Raw genomic sequence first — 16,909 nt, 5'->3', positions numbered from 1 at the left:
ATTTTGACACCTCTTGATAGACTAAAAGAGATGTATATCAGCAAAGAGCCGGGGCAATGAATGGGCAAAGGAAAGGGAGAATGCCAATGAAAAAAATGATCGCCTTGCTTTGTAGTGCTATGGTCATAGCCTTTCTCCTTTACGGTCACTTCAGTGAACTCTCCCCGACCCCAAAGCAGCCGTATAAAGTCGGAGTCCTGGTCGCTAATGATTTAAGACTGGTCAAGGTGGACGGGTTGAAGGCCAGGCTCAGGGAAATGGGCTTGATCGAAGGGGAGAACATTGTTTTTCATATCGAAAATGGGGAGAGCGATCTCACTGACCTTACCGAATTAGGGAAAAAGTTGTTGCTGGGAAAGCCCGATATCCTGGTGGCCTCGGGAGCGGTCGAGGCCCTAAGTCTCAAAGAGCTCACCTCAGCTCTGGAATCGCCTCCGCCGGTAGTGTTCATGGGGACACTTTCCCCTAGTGTGATTGGCTTGGTGGAAGACACCCTTCGCCCGGGCAATCATTTAACAGGCTTAAATAATTATCATTACGAGCTGACGCCTAAGCGCTTTGAGTTATTGCACCGCCTGCTGCCGGAGATTAAAAAGGTAGCCATCCTGGGAGATACACGCGTTCCTTTTTTCGAACAAACCCAAGCGGGTCTGTATCAGGCCTCTCAGAAAATGGGCATTGAGCTGAGTACCTATACCCTAACCGACGTCCAAGAAATACAAGAGGTTTTTCGCAAAATTCAAGAGGCTGAGGAAGAAGGCATCGTTCTTTTGCCCGGATTCTTCCTGGAAAGCCATACCGAGGAAATTGTACAATATGCTTTAGCTTTTAAGATTCCCGTCTTTGGGGTTTATCCCCAGGATACTATGGCCGGTTGTCTGGCCTCTTACGGTATGTCCAATTGGAACCAGGGCACCCAGTCCGCCAATATGGTTTATAAAATTCTCCAGGGGCAAAACCCCGGGAAGATTCCTGTGGAGACACCGGACCGGATTATTTTCTCCGTCAATCTCCAAACAGCCGAACAGTTGGGAATCACTCCCTCTCAGGCAGTATTAAGTCTTGCCGATGAGGTGATTGATGATGAGTGAGAAAAGATTTCCCTGGTGGATGAGGATTAAAGCCCGGGTTTTGGTTTTTGGAGTACTGATGTCGGCGGTGCCTTTGCTCATTTTGGGTTTGGCAAGTTTTACGGCAGCCCAGGCTTATCTGGAAGAAAGTATTCAGAAACAAAATTCCGAGCGGGCTGCCCTTTTAGCCGGACAGATTCAGGATTTTATCCAGAATAATGCCGATAGCTTAATCCAGGTGACTTCCACCAACGCTTTGGAATTGGTGGGGGCGGACCCACTGGCCAGAGAAACCGTACTGGGAACGATGCTGCGCGGGATACCCTATCTGGAGAGTTTGCAGGTGGCTGACCCTCAGGTTCAGGTTCTCGGCAAGGTTTCCCGACGGGAAGTGGACTATCCGGTGCAAGCGGGGGAAACTCTTCCCTGCCTGGATTTCTCTGCTTCGGAAAGCTATTCCCTCAGTGAAGTTTTTTTCTCTGTGGATGGCCGGCCCCAGGTGTATTTGACGGTGAATATCATCGATCCCCAGACCCGCAGGAATCTGGGCTACCTCCAAGCGAAGACGGACCTTAAGGCTCTTTTCAATAAATTTACCAGTATCCAAATTGGGCAGGAGGGCATCATCTATCTTACGGATGGGAAAGGAAAGCTCATTGGTCATTCCGATTTCAGCCGGGTGCTGAGTCAAGAGGATATGACCCGAAACCCCAGCGTCCGCAATTTCTTGGCTGGGAAGCCCCCCAGCCTTGCCGGGAATGAGTATCCCAATACCGATGATACTCCGGTCCTTGGACTGTATGCGCCTGTAGGCAGTCCCCCTTGGGGAGTATTTATTGAGCAGCCGGTGCAGGAAGCTTATGAGCCCATTGCCCGCTTTGCCTTGCGGGTGATGGGAATGATGCTGGTTATTATTCTGGGGGTGACCTTGATTAGCATCTATTTTGGTCTGAAACTGACTCAACCCATAGAGAATTTGGAAGCGGGAGTTCGGAGGATTATTGCTACGGAGGATCTACAGGCCGAAGTGACTCAGGAAAGTGATGATGAAATTGGCCGGCTGGTGCAAGCCTTTAATAATCTTCTGCGCCGGCTTGCCGATAAGACGGCTAATCTGCAGGCTGAGCAGGAGCTGTTGGAAACGGTAGTCCATGGGATTGGGGCAGGGATGGCTCTTTTGGATCAGGAAAAACGGCTTATCTGGTGGAATTCCCTATTTGCCCGGTGGTTTGGCTCAGAGAATAAAAACTTTAAGAAGCTGGCCTGTGAAGAACTGCTGCGCGGGGAAGGGCCGGAATCTTCCTTTGAAGAAAACGGCAGGGTACTGGCTTTGGAAGTACAGGGAGACAAACGTTATCTGCGCCATTCTTATTACCGGCTCAACTCCGGAAACCCGGAGAATGCCGCTTATTTGCTGCTTCTGGAAGATGTGACCCAGCAGGTAGAGATGGAGGCCCGGGTCATTCAGACAGAGAAAATGGCGACCGTTGGGCTGTTAGCCTCCGGGGTGGCTCATGAGATCAACAATCCCCTGGCCATTCTTTCCGCCCACAATGAGGATCTGCTGGATCGGCTCCAGGAGGAAGGGGAACTGCCCGGCAAGGCTGAGATTGAAGGTATCCTGAGTATCATCGCCAAACAGATTGAGCGCTGCAAACAGGTGACCGGCAGGCTTCTGGGCTATGCCCGGCCGGGCAGGCATGGTCCGGACAGGATGGATGCCAATAATGCCATTGAGCAGACGGCAGCTCTCTTGGCCTATCGTCTTAAACAAAAGAAAATGGTCCTCATCAAAGAAAGTGAACCCGGTCTCTGGGTGGAGGGTGATGAAAACGAATGGCAGCAGGTGGTGCTCAATATCCTAACCAATGCTATCGATGCCTCTGCAGAAGGCAGTCAGGTCATCGTGCGGGCTCAACGGGTTAAGAGACCTTTTGCCTCGGCGGAGGCCTTGCCTATAGATAAAGGGGATGAAATACAAATTGAGGTGGAAGACCAAGGGCAGGGGATTTCAGCCCAGTACCTTAAGAAGGTGTTTGATCCCTTCTTTACCACCAAACCTCCGGGTCAGGGCACGGGTCTGGGGCTTTTTGTCAGCTATGGTATCGTGCAAAAAATGCAGGGTAAGCTGTTTATTGAGAGTACCGAGGGGAAAGGGACAACCGTTCGCATTAATCTTCCCTTTCAGGGAAGGGGGGTAGGCCATGAATGTTCATCAACGTGTCTTGATCTTAGACGATGAAGAGGATTTGCGTTCGATTCTCGCCCAGCGTTTAGGGCGGCGGGGATACGAGATTATGGAGGCGGCGACGGCTCAGGAAGGGATGGCCTTGCTCCAGGAAACTATTTTTGAGGCAGTTCTTTTGGATATCCGCCTGCCTGACGGGGATGGACTTCAGCTCTTGCAGGCAATGAAGAAGCGCCAGCCGGATCTTCAGGTGATTATGCTCACCGGCCATGGCACTTTGGAATCAGCCATTGAAGCTATGAAGGCAGGTGCTTATGATTACTTAACGAAGCCCTGCAATCTCTCCGAATTGGAGATTACCCTGCAGAAAGCTCTGGAACAGAGAAAGCTCATGGTGGAGAATACAGGGCTGCGGCAAGTGGTTCACCGGCAAAATGCCGAACTCCTGATTATTGGTGATAGTGAGAAAATGCGATCCCTTAAAGCAATGACCCGCAAGATCGCTCAGACGGATACTCCTGTTCTTTTGCAAGGGGAGAGCGGGACGGGGAAGGAGTTGTTTGCGAGGGCTCTCCATGTTTGGAGCCCCCGCAGCGGCCAAGCCTATATTCCTTTAAACGCTGGAGCGGTTCATGAGACATTGATGGAAAGTGAACTCTTTGGTCATGAGAAGGGTGCCTTTACGGGAGCCAATGCGGTTAAACTGGGATTGGTGGAAATGGCTGACCAAGGTACCCTCTTCCTGGATGAAATCGGGGAGATGCCCTTGAATCTGCAGGTTAAGCTCCTGCGCTTTATGGAGACCGGGGAGTTTCGGCGGGTAGGTGATAACCGCTTAAGGCGGGTCAATGTCCGTATTGTCACCGCCACCAACCGCAATCTCCCGGAGGAGGTGAAGGCCGGGCGCTTTCGCAAGGATCTCTACTACCGCTTGACCGGCATGGTCCTGCATATCCCACCCTTAAGGGAACGGAAGGGAGATATTCTCCAGCTGGCGGAACACTTCCTCAGGACAGGGCTAAGGAGACACACCTTACAGGGTGGGAACCCCGCCCAGGATCGCTCACAAAGTCAAACGATTCATTTAGCCCCCGAGACACAGGAGGCTTTGCTGGCCTATGATTTCCCCGGCAATGTCCGGGAATTGGCCCATCTCATGGAGCGGGGGATGATTTTAGCCGAAGGCCCATTGATTCGCATTAGGGATCTTTGGCCGGAGCATGGGGAAGGGCGAAGCAGCATTCAAACAGAACTTCCCTTGCCGGACGAGGAAAGAGCTGCTGAAATGGATGAAAAATCCATCAAAACTGAAAGACAGGGAGATCAGGCAGAACAGGAAAATCAAGGTGATGTCTTAGCGGGATACCTCACTTTAGCGGAGATAGAGAAGGACTATATCCTTGCCACCATGAAAAAAGTCGATGGAAATAAGGCGCGGGCAGCCAGGCTGCTTGGCATCAGTGTCCGGAATCTTTACCGGAAGATGGAGGAGTACAGCTGATCCGGATGGATCCTTGCCGCAACAGGATTTAAGAAAAGAGATAGTATACGCGGACAAAATGATGAAAATTTGGTCTAATTCATTCCCCTCTGGGTAAAGATAGTCCTAGAGGTGATGATGTATGTGGGGATGGAAAGCCTTGTCCGCCGCTCTTATGGCCGGATTGATCCTTTTTGGCGGGAGCGCCCTGCTGGCTGAGGGACAGGAAGACCCCGTAACCAAAAGTGAGCCTGTTGTGCGGACGCTTGAAGATTTCCCTAGTCCAATTCAAGGAAAACCCTTGCGTGTGGCAGGAGAATATTATTCTGAGGAATTAGAAATGACACTCTTTCACTCGGGAACGGATTATGCTCAAGCCGAGGGCGCTGTTATCCGGGTTAAGCATGCCGGTAGAGTAACTTACGCCGGACCTGATCCCTTTCTTGGCCATAAAGTTGAAGTGGATTGCGGTGAAGATTGGAGCGTCATCTACGGTGGTTTAAAAAACCTGCGCGTCAAAGAAGGGGATTGGGTGGAAGTGGATCAGGCTATTGGGCAGATCGGCTACTATCCGGATATCTTCGGCAATCTTGAGCAGACTCATCTTCACTATGAGGTTTGGCATGGAGACCTGGTGGTTACAGGGGATTAAAGTGAGCTTTCCCAGATTGCTTGTCACTTCTGAAAAAATTTCACCAGATTTGAACCCCGAAAAACGAATTGATACAATTTAAAACCTGGCTAAAACACCCGATAACGCTCAGAGATGAGTCGTTATGCTGAGAGAAAGCTCTCCTTTGCTGTTGAAGAAGTTTTGGCATTAAATTTGCATTCTATGACTATCTGGCAAGGCAATATTCGGGTGAAAAGGAGCGTTTCGGATGAATCGAACAGACCAGGAGATATTACAAAGTTATTCAGACGTTTTGGGGAATCTCAAAGAGATATTGGATGAAGATATTATGGTAATTATATCTGATCGAACCCATAGGCTAAAGTACTATCCGGGCAGAAAACTGGTGGTTGATCTGAGTGGAGTAGGTGATGAACTCACGGCTGATAACAGTATGAGAAAAGCTATGCTGGAAGGTAAAGCCCGAACGTTTGTTATCGATAAGGAGAAATTCGGGTTTCCCTTCAGGACAATTGACTACCCTATACGAAATGCCGATAATGAAGTTGTCGGGTGTGTTGGAATAGGAAGAAGTTTAGAAAAAGAATACCAGATCGAGGAGACTGCCCATGCTTTAGCAGCCACCATCCAACAGGCCGATGCCGGTTTGCAGGAAGTGGCAGCAGGCTCACAGGGGTTATCAAACAAAATTAATAAGGTAATCATGTCTTCGGATGTAGCCTCTGCTAAAATTCAAGAGATTAACAAAATTATATCCGCAATTACAGGAATCTCAAATAGTTCAAACCTGCTGGGGCTCAACGCTGCCATTGAAGCCGCGCGGGTCGGAGAACAAGGAAGAGGCTTTGCTGTTGTTGCGGAAGAAATGCGTAAATTAGCAAACCAAAGTAAAGATTCCGCAGGGATGGTCACGGAAATACTTACGGAAATGAAGCAGGCAGTAGAAGGCATTATTTTTGAAATTGATCAAATTGGTGGCATTGCTGAAAATCAAGCAGCGGCTACCCAGGAAATCACAGCGGCAATACAGGAGATAAACGGAAATTCCCAGGCGCTTGCGGAATTTGCGAAGATTTAATACAGCTCATGGCGGAAATGAAGAGGAGTCTTACGAATATAAAATTTCAGATGTTAGAGGACAATAAGGACCGAGGTTGAAATGAACTGCCCCCTGTCAAGTACCACAAGGGGAGCATAGCATTGCAGCCTCGGTTCTTTATTGTCTTAGCGGTGTGATTTGACTCACGCTGAGCAAGAGGAATTTACAGTAAGATGACTCTATGTTGCATTATCTACACTTTATTCGCTCCATTCAATGCTTCATTAGGAAAGGAGGGAATTGAGTTGGATCTTATGGATAGTGCCCAAATTCTTGAAAATGAACAACGGAAAAGTAAACTCATTAAATATCTGGTTAAATTTAAAGGGCATAAAAGAATCACGCCCCTGGTCTCCCCTGCACCAGTAGACATTCTGATTACCTTGCTTGGCACTATGTTAGGTATCTCATTCTTAAGCATCTTACTGTTTATTTACGAGATTCCGATGCTGGCAGCCTCCCTGGGAGCATCAGCGGTCTTAGTCTATGGAGTTCCTGATGCCCCGCTGTCTCAACCACGCAATGTAATTTTAGGGCATACGTTTTCGGCAAGTATAGGGGTATTAACCTATCAGATTTTTGGAATAACATGGTGGTCGGTTGCCTTAGGTGCTGCTCTTGCTTTACTGGTCATGTTGTTAACGAAAACCACTCATCCGCCGGGTGGGGCAACGGCCATGCTCGCCGTGCTTAATGGTGCCGGCCCCATGTTTATTGTTGCCCCAATGATCTCGGGCAGTATCATCTTGGTTTTGGTTGCAGTATTAGTCAATAATTTATCACCTAATCGGAATTACCCGCGCTATTGGTACTAAGCTAGAGGGAGAGGGTGTTATTGTGTTTGCCAAGATTCTTGTTCCAACGGATGGATCGGAATATTCCCGCAGAGCATTATTAGCAGCTTTAGAGATGGGCAAAAAATTTAATGGGGAGATTATACTGCTCAATGTGCTGATGACTCCTGAGGCGCTGGGGTATCTGCTCAGCGAGGATGCAACCGTGGTGCAACAGCAGTTTAATCCTAACGGTGAGGCCACCTTAGCGGCTACAACTAAAAATGTGGATCTGGGAGGAGTAAGGCTGACTTGCCGAGTAAAACCTGGTTACCCTGCCTTAGTAATCTTGGAGGAGATTGTCAGTGAAGATATCGATTTGGTTGTCATGGGTTATCGTGGCTATACTTCCCTGGCCGGAACATTCATGGGGAGCGTAAGTCAAAAGGTTCTCGCCAAAACATCAAGGCCGGTGCTGCTTATTAAGTAAGAATTCCGCCCTGAAACCCTTTGCCCAAATGGAGTGATTTTAACAAAATGGAGTGGAAAGCAGAAGAGCTCCCCTGATAAACTAATAGTATCTTTACATTAAATTGCGCCCAAAGGCGCTTTTTTTAAAAAAGAGGGTTAGCAGCAACTAACTCGAATAGTGAAGGAGGGAACGCTTTACCGTGGATAACACACTCCAGACCAAAGATCTGATCAACGTAGGACTATTTACTGCCATTTACTTTGTAGTGTTCTTTGTGGTGGCCATGGTGGGATACATACCGGTCATGCTGCTGGTCATTCCTTTTCTTTGCCCCTTGGCGGCGGGGATTCCCTTCATGCTCTTTCTTACCCGGGTGCAGAAATTCGGCATGGTCACTATCATGGGAACCATCCTTGGGCTGCTTATGTTTATCCTCGGCCATCCCTGGCCTTGTATCCCGCTTGGCATTATTTGTGCTTTGCTGGGAGATTTTATCTTAAAGGGCGGCAGATACAGAAACTGGACTTCCATCCGCATGGGGTATGTGGTTTTTAGCGAATGGCTGATGGGTTTGATGTTCCCTTTGTTCTTTATGCGGGAATCTTACTTCGCCACTATTCGGGACGGTTATGGAGATGCTTATGCAGATAGCTTGATGGCCATTACTCCTACCTGGTTTTTTGGGTTCTTTGTTTTGATTATCGCTTTGGGAGCTTTAGCCGGTGCCTATCTGGGAAGAGCTGCTTTGAAAAAGCATTTTGAGAGGGCGGGAATTGCCTGAATGAATGGAGTAATTTTAGGTAAGGGCACAAAGACCCGGTTTTGGCTGGATCCCCGAACTAAGTTTATGATGCTTCTGGTCGTTAATATTGTTTTGGTCACCGGAGGATTCAGTGGTCCCTCGGCGGTGCTTCGGCCTGCTTTAGCTCTGCTGCCGTTTTTCTTGTTGCTGGTGGAGGGACGGCATCATCCGGCGCTGCTTTACGGGCTCCTTATACTGGGGGCTTTTTCCGCTGAGATCATGCTAATCAGCCGTAGTCAGGGCATGTGGAATCTGATGATAGTCATCTTCACCGGTGTCATTACCCGTTATCTGCCTGGCTTGGTGATGGGCTATTATGTGGTTACTACCACGAAAATTGCGGAACTTATCGGGGCGATGGAAGGTCTGGGCCTGCCCCAAAAAATCATTATTCCTTTTGCAGTGATGCTTCGCTTTATCCCCACGGTGGTTGAAGAAAATGCGGCCATCAATGACGCGATGCGGATGCGCGGGATCAGATTGGGAGGACAACGTCCGGGAGCTATGCTGGAATACCGGCTGATACCCATGATGATGTGCACGGTAAAGATCGGGGAAGAGCTTTCCGCGGCGGCTTTGACCAGAGGCTTGGGCAGACCTGTTAAGCGAACCAATATCTGCTCCATTGGCTTTGGCCTTATGGACTGGCTTATCATGGTGATTACTTGGGGAGCCCTGGCAATTTGGCTGGTAATGTAGAGGTGAGGAAGAAATGATTGAGCTTAAACAAGTATCTTTTGCTTATGGAAACGGTGAGAGAGACAGCGGGCTTGAGGATATTGAGCTGAAAGTTGAAGAGGGCGAATTTCTCCTGCTGTGCGGCGGCTCCGGCTGCGGGAAAACCACTTTAACACGTCTGCTCAACGGTTTAATTCCCAACTTTTATGGAGGGGTCCTTAAGGGACAGGTATGGGTCGGGGGCCTGGATGTTGCTAAGGCCCCTCTCTATGAGACGGCGGGGAAAGTAGGTTCGGTGTTTCAGAATCCCCGCAGCCAGTTTTTTAATATGGACACCACCGGTGAATTGGCCTTTGGTTGTGAAAATATGGGTCTGCCCCTAAAGGAGATTTGCGCCCGGGTGGAGAGGATTGCCCTTGAATTAGGATTAGAGCCTTTGCTGGATCGCAATATCTTTGCCTTATCAGGAGGAGAAAAGCAGAAAATTGCCTGTGGCGCTGTGGCGGCGCTGGGGCCTCAGGTTTATGTCTTAGATGAGCCCTCTTCCAATCTGGATGCTTTGGCTATCGAAGAATTACGAGCTCTTTTGACCAAGCTGAAGGCTCAGGGCAAAACCGTGATCATTGCTGAACATCGGTTGTACTATCTCCGTGAATTGGTGGATCGGGTGATCTATATGAAGAAAGGACGGATTCAGCAGGAATATTCAGGTCAGGAATTCCGCGCTTTGCCAAGGGGGGAACTGGATGCCATGGGGCTGCGTTCTTTATCCTTGGAGGGTTTACTGGAGGGCGCCCCGGTACATTTACCAAGGACTGAGGGGGCCATTGCCTTGTCCGGCTTTTCCTTCGCCTATCCCCGGGGAGGCCGGAGCCTGGACATCAGGGAAACATCGTTCCCCCAAGGGGCGGTGGTTGCAGTTACCGGCCACAACGGAGCGGGAAAATCCACTCTGGCACGGTGTCTATGCGGTCTGGAAAAGAAGTGCCGCGGCAGGATGGGGATGCAGGGGGAGAGTCTGGGAAGGAAGGAACGATTAAAGCGTTCTTATATGGTCATGCAGGATGTAAACCATCAATTATTTACAGAGAGCGTGCTGGATGAGGTGCTGATTTCCATGGGGCATCCGGATGTGAAGCAGGGGGAGGAAATCCTTAAAGGCCTCGATCTGTTGCAGTTCAAAGAGCGCCATCCCATGTCCCTATCCGGAGGCCAAAAACAGAGAGTTGCCATTGCTTCGGCGATAGCCTCCCGGCGGGAATTGATACTTTTTGATGAACCCACCAGTGGACTGGATCTGCTGCATATGCAGGGAGTAGCCCGGAGTCTGTCTCAATTAGCCGGGATAGGGAAAAGCGTCTTGGTTGTTACTCATGATCCGGAATTTATCCTGTCCTGCTGCACCCATATCCTGCATATGCAAGAAGGGAAAATCATTGATAACAGACCTTTGGATGCTTGTGGCAGGGGAAGGATGCTCTCCTATTTTCTTGAGGCGGTAAAGGAGCCTGGAGAAAGAAGGGAAAGGGTGGTGTGAACAGGATGACTTTAGAAGAAGCCGCTGATCTGGGGAAAAATGTGTCACCCATAGACAAGAGTGAAAGCTGTACCGTCTTCAGGCTTCAGGACAGCACCGGAGACGGTTTAATGAGGGTCTATCCGGTTTTTCCGGGAGTGAGCCTCCTCTATAATGATTTCCATCTGGAATCTTGTACGTCCTATTTTCGTCCCGGAACGGACATGTTTTGCATTGATCATTGCCGGGAAGGGCGGTTGGAGTGGGAGATGGAGGATGGCAGGTGCCAGTATATGGAGGCCGGCGATCTGCAGATGAGCACCCGTGTGGATCATGCCGGAATGTTCCGTTTTCCGCTGCGCCATTATCACGGCATCACGGTTGCCCTATGTCTTGAGGAGGCCGGGGCAGTGCTGCCGGGAATATTGGCAGGTTTTTCAGTGGATGTGAACGCCCTTCGGGACAAATTCTGCAGCAAGGGCCAGCTCTTTATTATGCGGGCAGGGGCAAGCATTGAGCATATTTTTTCCGAGCTTTATTCCGTACCGGAAACGATTCGTGACACCTTTTTCAAAATTAAGGTTCTGGAGATGCTGCTTTTCCTGAGTACCCTGGAGATTCCTGAAGGAAGCAGGGAAAGACCTTATTTTTATAAAACTCAGGTCGAAAAAGTTAAGAGTGTTATGGCCTTGATTACGGAAAACCCCCAGCACCATTACACTCTGGAGCAATTGTCCGTTGAGTTTGATTTTCCCATTACCGCTATGAAAAACTGCTTTAAAGGAGTGTATGGAACCTCGATCTATGCTTATAGCAAGTCCTACCGCATGAATGCCGCGGCTATCAAACTCCGTCAGACCAAAGAAAGCATCACAACGATTGCTCAGCAGATGGGCTATGACAATGCCAGCAAGTTCGCCGCCGCTTTTAAATCGGTCATGGGCATGACTCCGGCGGAATACCGAAAATCCATTGTCTGAATGGAGTGCCGATATCTGGAACGGAGTGGTAAGGAAGTAAAAATAAAGGTATTTTAAAGATGGTTAGCAGATGCTAATCATTTTTCTTTAGGAGGGGAGAACATGAAAAGCAAACAAAGAGGAACCCTTGCCACTATTTTTTATTTTGCCCAGGAGTGCAGGAGCAGAATGGTCCTTTCTGTTTTATGCGCCCTAATCAGTGTGGCAGCCGGTTTGGTTCCCTTTTGGGGTGTATACCAAATCATGATGCTCTTTTTTGGCGGGTCACCGGGAGCAGGGGATATTTTGTTTTGGTCTGGGATAAGTGTGGGGGGTTACGTGCTAAAGATCCTTTTTTATGGGATTTCCACCACCTTATCACACCGATCAGCCTATCAGATCTTAGAAAATATCCGTCTGGGAGCGACAGAAAGACTGATGTCCGCTCCTTTAGGGGAGGTCCTATCCCAACGGGCAGGAAAAATGAAGAACATCGTTGTGGACCGGGTAGAAACCATTGAACTGCCGCTGGCCCATATGATTCCTGAGGGCATTTCCAATTTTCTCTTTCCCTTAGCTATTTTTATTTATCTTGTTTTTATCGATTGGCGAATGGCCTTGGCTTCCCTGATCTGTGTACCTTTGGGAGCCATCGTCTACGGGATAATGATGAGAAACTTCAACAGTCAATATGCCGCCTATATGGAGGCCAGCAATCATGTCAACAGCATCATTGTGGAATACGTGGAGGGGATTCAGGTGATCAAGGCTTTTAATCAATCCACGGAATCCTATGAGAAGTTTGCCGGAGCAGTCTCCTCCTTCCGGGAATTCACCTTAGCCTGGTTTCAGAGCACCTGGAAGCTGATGAATCTGGGCAATGCGATTCTTCCTTCCACTTTGCTGGGAGTTCTGCCCGTGGGAGTGCTCCTTTATATCGAGGGGAGTCTGACTCCTGCTGAACTGACCCTCTCCATGATCCTGTCCTTAAGTATGGTGGCTCCCGTAACCTGGTTTACCGTTGCCGTCAATGAATGGAAGGCTGTTCAGTATGCCGTTAAGGATGTCAATGAGCTCCTGGAGCTCCCCAGTCTTCCGGATACAGCTTGCCCGGTCCAGCTGGCCTCTTTTGATGTAGAGCTTAAAGACGTTTCTTTTGCCTATAAAGAGAGCAAAGGGGATGTGCTCCGGGGCATCAATCTCCAAATCCCTGAGGGCAGCTATACGGCCTTGGTCGGTCCCTCCGGCGGGGGGAAATCCACCATTGCCCGGCTGATTGCCCGGTTCTGGGATGTGGGTAAGGGCTCTATCACCATCGGCGGCACGGACATCCGGAAAATTCCCCTTGCCCAGCTTTCCCAGCTGGTCAGTTTCGTCACTCAGGATAATTTCCTCTTCAACTGCTCTCTGCTGGAGAATATCCGCCTTGGCCAACCTACGGCCAGCGACGAGGAAGTCCATGCAGCCGCCCGAGCTGCCCAGTGTGAAGAGTTCATCTCCCGCCTGGAAAAAGGCTGGGCTACTCCCGCCGGTGAAGCCGGCGGCAAGCTTTCCGGAGGCGAACGCCAGAGAATTGCCATCGCCCGGGCCATCCTAAAAAACGCTCCCATCGTCATTCTCGATGAGGCCACAGCCTTCACCGATCCGGAAAATGAGGATAAGCTGCAGCGTTCCCTTGCTGTGCTGACCAAGGGGAAAACATTGCTGGTGATAGCTCACCGGCTGTCGACCATAAAAAACGCCGACCAAATTTTTGTTCTGCAAGAGGGAAGAGTTGTTGCCGGGGGGACCCAGCAGGAACTTCTGGAAAAATGCGCCCTTTACCAGGACATGTGGCGGGCTCATACCGGAGCAAGGGCTTGGGCGGCCAACAGCGGCAGGAAGGGGGAAATAGCCCATGCTTAAAACCATGCGCCGGCTGATTGCCTGGACCGAAACCCGGAAAAATCGTCTGTACTGGGGGTTTTTTTGGTCTTTTCTCGCCACCTTATTCACGGCTATGCCTGTTATGGCGGCTGCTTATGTCCTTAACCTGATGCTTGAGGATCAGGCCGGCCGGTTTGAACTGACTCCTATCTGGGCTCTTTACCTGCTGATTTTTATGGTGTTTATGATTTTAGGACGATTCTTCTTCTCCTATCTAAGGGCTGTTTTTCAGGAAAGTGTAGCCTATGAAGTGACCGCGGAGGAACGGATGAGCATCGGCAACCTGCTCAAGAGGGTTTCTTTAGGTTTCTTTGATCGCAATACCACCGGGGAGTTGGTGGGGGCAGTGACCACCGATCTATCCTTTGTTGAGATGTTCGCCATGAAAATGATCGACTCTGTGATCGGGGGATATGTCAGTGCCCTGGCCATGATCCTCTGCGTAGCCTTTTACAGCTGGGAGGTTGCAGTGATTTCAGTCCTGGGCATCCTATTATCGGCCTTGGCCCTGGGTCTGATGGGATTTTTCAGCCGCCGGAATGCGCCTGTTCATCAAAAGGCACAAAATGAGATCATTGCGGCTACCCTGGAATATATACGGGGCATTCCTGTAGTTAAGGCTTACGGGAAGGAGGGAGTCTCGGTGGAAAGCATACGCCGGGCCTATGGGAAGCACCGGCAGATCAATGTCAAGATTGAACAGGAGTATGTTCCCTGCAACTGCCTCCATCTTTTGGCTCTCAAATCGGCATCGGTGGTCATCGTGGCGATGTCCGCTTTTCAGGCGGTCCAAGGAAGTCTGCCCATCCCTGTCTTTCTGATGTTGGCGGTGTTTTCCTTTATGATTTTTAACCATGTGGAACAGATCAACAATGCCACCCACGTTCTGCAGGTGATTGGCCCAACCCTGGATAAACTGGAAAAGATCAAGGAAGCAGAGTTTATTGATGAGAAGGGCGAGGACAAGGTATTGGACAACTACACCATAGAGATGGCGGATGTGGTCTTTGCCTATGAGCAACGCAGGATTCTGGACGGAGTCTCTCTGACTGTTCCTCAAAATACGACGACGGCTATCGTAGGGCCTTCAGGCAGCGGCAAGACCACCATCTGCAATTTGATTGCCCGCTTCTACGATGTGGATTCCGGGAGTATTCGTATTGGAGGTACGGATGTGCGGGAGCTGACCTGTGATAGTCTCCTGAGCAATATCAGCATGGTTTTCCAGAATGTTTATCTGTTCCAGGACACCATAGTCAATAATATAAGATTCGGGAAGCCGGATGCCACCATGGCAGAGGTGACTGAAGCGGCCAGGCAAGCCCGTTGCCATGACTTCATATCAGCTTTGCCGGAGGGCTATAACACCATGGTGGGAGAAGGAGGCTCCTCCCTTTCCGGGGGAGAAAAACAGCGGATTTCCATAGCCCGGGCTATCCTAAAGAATGCCCCCATTGTCATTCTGGATGAGGCTACCGCCAGTGTGGATCCGGAAAATGAGCATTTTATTCAGGGGGCTCTCAGTGCCCTGACTCAGGGCAAAACCATCATCGTCATCGCTCACCGTATGCCCACCATTGAACATGCCGATCAAATTCTTGTTCTGGATGAGGGGCGCATCATTCAAAAGGGCACCTATAAGGAGCTGGTGGCCCAGGAGGGGTTGTTCCGGCGCTTTATCACCATTCGCCGGCAGGCTGAAAGTTGGAGTATCTAGTTTCACTGCCCATTAACCAATCCAGAACGTTCACATGCCGGATGCCGTCGTAATCCCGGTTGACGATAATATCATCCAGTGTCAGCAGCACCTTAGGGTAGTTGTCCCTGATCTTCTGAAGGGGTGCCAGTTCACGCTCCAGTGTCCTTTCATCCATCACCGACGCCGCTGCTTGGTAGTAGGTGACGCTTGCCCCATACTGTGCTACGAAATCCACCTCGCCGCCGGGCATTTGGCCCATATAAATCTGGCAGCCCCGGCGCAGCAGTTCCAGGTACACCACATTTTCCAGCAAATGCTCTAGGTCCGGACGGCGTTTGTTGCTCAGAAGCAGCTGGCGCATCCCCAGGTCGGCCATATAATATTTTTCCAAGCTGGCAAGATATTGCCTGCCCTTGATGTCGTACCGCTTGACCTGATAAATCAGCAGGCTGTCCATCAGCCCTTGCAGGTATTTTTCCACAGTACGGGAATCCACCTTGCGCCCGGAGGAGGTTAGGGTGTTGGCGACTTTGGTGCTGGACAAAAGGCTGCCGATATTGTCAAAGACAAATTTGATCACGTCCTCCAGCATCATCACATCGGCAATTCGCTGCCTGGTGACCACGTCCTTTAAGAGAACTGAGCTGTAAATACCCCGCAGGTACTCCAGAATATCCTTTTCACTGCCCGTGAGCTGGAGGGCGTAGGGGAAAGAACTGTCCCGCAGGTAACAATCAAACAGCTCCCGCCGGGGCAGCCGGTTACCCTGCACCGCCATGCCTTCACTATACTCGGCGAAGGAGAGGGGCAGCATCTGGAGTTCCACATAGCGCCCGGTCAGCAGCGTAGCCAGTTCTCCAGACATAAACCACGCGTTGGAACCGGTGATGTAAATGTCCACATTTTTTTGGATGAAAAGACTGTCCACTACTCTTTCAAACTGTTCCACATGCTGAATTTCATCCAGAAAGATGTAGTTCATACGATCAGGGAGCAGCAAAGGTCTGAGATGGCTATAGAGTTCACGATAATCGGTCAGGTGCTCGAAATTCAGCTCTTCGAAATTGATAAAAATGAGCTGGGATGATTCGATGCCATTTGCCAACAACCAATCCCGGTAAATTTCAAACAGAGTGGATTTGCCGCAGCGGCGGATGCCGGAGACCACCTTGATGATCTGCCGATCTTTATTGCGGATGAGAAAATCCAGATAAGTCTGTCGGTTGATACGGTACATGGGAGGCACCTCCTTGACGCTATTATATACATTATAATGCAGTAATAGACGAGGATGAATAGGTTTTTGCATTGGAATGAAAAAGAGAAGGGTTTTCGGACTGTATTTCCAAAACCCCTTCTCTTTTAATGTTTAATTTTAGGAAGTAAGTTTTTTAGAGACTCTCCTTCACCTGTTATGACAAAGAAGTAGTATCCACCCAATCTTTAGCCTCGGCTACGGAATCCTCTGTGGGAATGGCTACCTTGGATTCGGATTTCAATTCCTTGATATCAGCCCGCCAGGCGGCAGTATCATGCCGTTCAACGGGGTTAGCCATGAACTTTTCTTTGGATTTATTCTCGTTCATAAGTAAAGCCTCCTTAACTTTAACGCT

15 protein-coding genes are annotated in these 16,909 nt (G+C 49.7%); 13 read left to right on the top strand and 2 right to left on the bottom strand.

Features of this window, described 5'->3' with window-relative positions; genetic code table 11:
- Positions 1–56: 56 nt before the first annotated feature.
- From DHAF_RS23825 to DHAF_RS23765, 13 genes are all read left to right on the top strand, one after another.
- Positions 57–1,091 (top strand): ABC transporter substrate-binding protein, encoded by a 1,035-nt coding sequence (locus tag DHAF_RS23825; RefSeq protein ID WP_080518305.1) that lies wholly within the window; start codon positions 57–59, stop codon positions 1,089–1,091.
- A complete protein-coding gene (locus DHAF_RS23820) occupies positions 1,084–3,312 on the top strand; it encodes a PAS domain-containing sensor histidine kinase (RefSeq protein WP_015945458.1) in 2,229 nt (742 codons plus the stop codon). Before DHAF_RS23825 ends, DHAF_RS23820 begins: the two co-directional genes overlap by 8 nt.
- The gene (locus tag DHAF_RS23815; protein ID WP_015945457.1) at positions 3,275–4,759 is read left to right on the top strand and encodes a sigma-54-dependent transcriptional regulator; all 1,485 of its coding nucleotides are present in this window, start codon (positions 3,275–3,277) and stop codon (positions 4,757–4,759) included. The genes DHAF_RS23820 and DHAF_RS23815 overlap by 38 nt, the downstream gene beginning before the upstream one ends.
- A 121-nt stretch (positions 4,760–4,880) precedes the next feature.
- Entirely contained in the window at positions 4,881–5,390 is a 510-nt protein-coding gene (locus DHAF_RS23810; RefSeq protein ID WP_015945456.1) for a murein hydrolase activator EnvC family protein, read from the top strand.
- A gap of 229 nt (positions 5,391–5,619) precedes the next feature.
- Positions 5,620–6,450: a methyl-accepting chemotaxis protein gene (locus DHAF_RS23805; protein WP_015945455.1), complete on the top strand. Its 831-nt coding sequence runs from the start codon at positions 5,620–5,622 to the stop codon at positions 6,448–6,450.
- Positions 6,451–6,716: 266 nt separating this feature from the next.
- A complete protein-coding gene (locus DHAF_RS23800) occupies positions 6,717–7,286 on the top strand; it encodes an HPP family protein (RefSeq protein WP_015945454.1) in 570 nt (189 codons plus the stop codon).
- A gap of 22 nt (positions 7,287–7,308) precedes the next feature.
- Entirely contained in the window at positions 7,309–7,734 is a 426-nt protein-coding gene (locus DHAF_RS23795; RefSeq protein WP_011462216.1) for a universal stress protein, read from the top strand.
- 181 nt (positions 7,735–7,915) lie between these two features.
- On the top strand, positions 7,916–8,497 hold the full coding sequence (locus tag DHAF_RS23790) for an MptD family putative ECF transporter S component (protein WP_005815501.1): 582 nt from the start codon (positions 7,916–7,918) through the stop codon (positions 8,495–8,497).
- A complete protein-coding gene (locus tag DHAF_RS23785) occupies positions 8,498–9,217 on the top strand; it encodes an energy-coupling factor transporter transmembrane component T (RefSeq protein ID WP_005815503.1) in 720 nt (239 codons plus the stop codon).
- Between the two features lie 13 nt (positions 9,218–9,230).
- Positions 9,231–10,733, top strand: a complete 1,503-nt coding sequence (locus DHAF_RS23780) for an ABC transporter ATP-binding protein (RefSeq protein WP_015945453.1) — start codon at positions 9,231–9,233, stop codon at positions 10,731–10,733.
- Between the two features lie 5 nt (positions 10,734–10,738).
- On the top strand, positions 10,739–11,692 hold the full coding sequence (locus tag DHAF_RS23775) for a helix-turn-helix domain-containing protein (RefSeq protein WP_015945452.1): 954 nt from the start codon (positions 10,739–10,741) through the stop codon (positions 11,690–11,692).
- 102 nt (positions 11,693–11,794) lie between these two features.
- The gene (locus DHAF_RS23770) at positions 11,795–13,576 is read left to right on the top strand and encodes an ABC transporter ATP-binding protein (protein WP_015945451.1); all 1,782 of its coding nucleotides are present in this window, start codon (positions 11,795–11,797) and stop codon (positions 13,574–13,576) included.
- Positions 13,569–15,314, top strand: coding sequence for an ABC transporter ATP-binding protein (locus DHAF_RS23765; RefSeq protein WP_015945450.1), 1,746 nt, complete (start codon positions 13,569–13,571; stop codon positions 15,312–15,314). The genes DHAF_RS23770 and DHAF_RS23765 overlap by 8 nt, the downstream gene beginning before the upstream one ends.
- Here the strand turns inward: DHAF_RS23765 and DHAF_RS23760 are convergent.
- The gene (locus tag DHAF_RS23760) at positions 15,277–16,533 is read right to left on the bottom strand and encodes an ATP-binding protein (RefSeq protein ID WP_015945449.1); all 1,257 of its coding nucleotides are present in this window, start codon (positions 16,531–16,533) and stop codon (positions 15,277–15,279) included. The genes DHAF_RS23765 and DHAF_RS23760 overlap by 38 nt on opposite strands.
- 175 nt (positions 16,534–16,708) lie before the next feature.
- On the bottom strand, positions 16,709–16,882 hold the full coding sequence (locus tag DHAF_RS25510; protein ID WP_015945448.1) for a CDIF630_02480 family spore surface protein: 174 nt from the start codon (positions 16,880–16,882) through the stop codon (positions 16,709–16,711).
- Between the last annotated feature and the right edge of the window lie 27 nt (positions 16,883–16,909).

This window comes from Desulfitobacterium hafniense DCB-2 (assembly GCF_000021925.1).
In the GTDB taxonomy this organism is placed as follows: domain Bacteria; phylum Bacillota; class Desulfitobacteriia; order Desulfitobacteriales; family Desulfitobacteriaceae; genus Desulfitobacterium; species Desulfitobacterium hafniense.
This window is presented reverse-complemented; position numbering and strand designations above follow the sequence as displayed.